Consider the following 2,172-nt stretch of genomic DNA (forward strand, 5'->3'; position numbering starts at 1 on the left):
GAAGAAGCTAAGGTTACTATTCCAAGTTGTACCGAATTTATGATGAACACCTATGCTCCATTCATGACCTGTTTCAGGTTTCAAGTTGCGGTTGCCATTGAAACCATCAAATAATTGGTATGGTGTAGGTGCCAAGAAGTACTCTTTATACGCAGCATACACATTTGTCTTCTCATTTACATCATAGCCAAGGCTGATGGATGGAGATGTATGTGTACCGAAGGAAGAGTGATGGTCAATGCGGATACCAGGTGTTACAGTCCACTTAGGTGCGAATTTCCATTCATCTTGAATATAGTAAGATGCGTTCGTAAGTTTTACGCCACCCATGTTAACCACTTTATCTTGACGCCAATCGAAGCCACCTACTACAGTATGATCTTTAGCTTTATATGTCACTTGATCGCCGATACCGCGAGTTTTTACATCTGTTGGGTAATGATCATATTCTGTTTTATAGTGATTGTTCATCACATAGAATTGATGGCTCCAGCGGTCGCTGATTTTGTTATTCCAAATAGCACGTAAGGAATCATTTGCTTCATGACCATAACGGATATGGTTTAGAGCACCCAAATGGTCAGAGTACATAACATCGCCACGGTATGTATCGTAGGAAATTTTTACATCATTTTTATCATTGATTTTGTTACCTACCATGAAGGATGCATTATGGCTGTTACCATGTTGAGGAATGCGCACGCCATGACCATCTTTATAGGAACCGATGATATCCTTTTGTACGCCTACACGCCAGTACCAATTATTTTTACTACCTTCATTAGTAATAGCGTATTGCTCTAAATCGTTGCTACCGCCCATAATGCGAAGTTTAGTTTGAACGCCTTGTTCAGGTTTAGCAGTGATTACGTTAACTACACCACCGATGGCACCGGAGCCATACAATGTAGAACCTGCACCACGTTGTACTTCAACGCGATCAATACTAGACATGTCTTTTAAAATTGTCATTGGTGGATTCACACCTGCAGCACCCATGTTAATGCCATCTACCAAGTATAATACTTGGTCAGAACCATTAATACGGAACGCATTAGAGTTTGTGTAACCTACGCCACCACCGTATGTATTGATGTCTACGCCTGGTACGATACGCAATGCTTCATTCATGTTAGTTGCATGACGTTCGCGGATATCATCGCCTGTTACTACGCCTACGCTAGCTGGTACCTCTGAAAGTTGTTGTTCACTACGTGTTGCAGTAACAACAATGGTATGCGTTTCCTTCGCATCACCTGCATCGGCCGCTAATACTTGGGTTGCACTCAATGTACTACCAAATACCAGGGCTAACCCTACATACATGGATAATCGTTTCATTTTAGATACTTTCATAAAAAACCTCCACACACATAAATCACATACTATATATATTTTGTGCCATAGAAACCATTGCACGAGTCATAAATTGAGAATAACTCATGACCTGCGAGGAATCTACGAGATACACACGACGATTGGCGATGGCCTTAACACCTTGCAAAGCAGGATCAGAATAAAGCTGTTCCGCAGATGCTGGCGTAGTGCCATCCGAAGTATAGGCCACAGATGGGATGATAATAATATCTGGATTCACCTTAATTAAATCCTCTCTCGTCCCATTATCAAAGGGGCCCAAACCTACTTGGGCGGCAGCATTGGTCACCTTCAAATACTTACACATATCATCAAAGGTTGACCCCTTACCGCCTGTTAAACCAAACTGGGAATAAAACGCTACTAGAGGACGCTCGCCACTATGCTTATTTGCTATTTCTTCTACAGTTTTCAAATCTGCATCCATACTAGCAATCATGGATTCATCAGAGGCATGTAAAAGCCCTGCAATCTCATGAATAGTAGCCTTTGCTTCCTCTACCGTAGTAGGCGTCTTATACACATATACTGGAATTTGCATATTACGCATTTCCCCAATTGCATCGGGAGACATCCAATTGGGTACTAATACTAAATCTGGCTGTACAGAGAGCATGGACTCAGCAGATGCTTTCACATGTTTCTCTACCTTAGCCGACGCTTCAGGTACATTATTAGGTACCGTACCAACCGCAGCTACGCGACTTGGATCGACCAAGGACAACACGATATCCTCTGTACTTGCCGCAATAGGAACGATACGCTTTGGCTCATTAGGCACTGTAACAACCGTGC

Annotated in this window: 2 protein-coding genes; both read right to left on the reverse strand. The window is 42.4% G+C overall.

The annotated features are described in order from the left end of the window. Positions 1–1,356, reverse strand: a 1,356-nt coding sequence (locus Q7P05_RS01130; RefSeq protein WP_303930106.1) for a TonB-dependent siderophore receptor, incomplete at its 3' end; no start/stop codon positions are given. A 22-nt stretch (positions 1,357–1,378) separates the two neighbouring features. Further along, positions 1,379–2,172, reverse strand: a 794-nt coding sequence (locus Q7P05_RS01135; protein ID WP_303930107.1) for an ABC transporter substrate-binding protein, incomplete at its 5' end; no start/stop codon positions are given.

The sequence above is a fragment of the Veillonella dispar genome, assembly GCF_937975875.1.
GTDB classification, from domain to species: Bacteria; Bacillota; Negativicutes; order Veillonellales; family Veillonellaceae; genus Veillonella; species Veillonella dispar_B.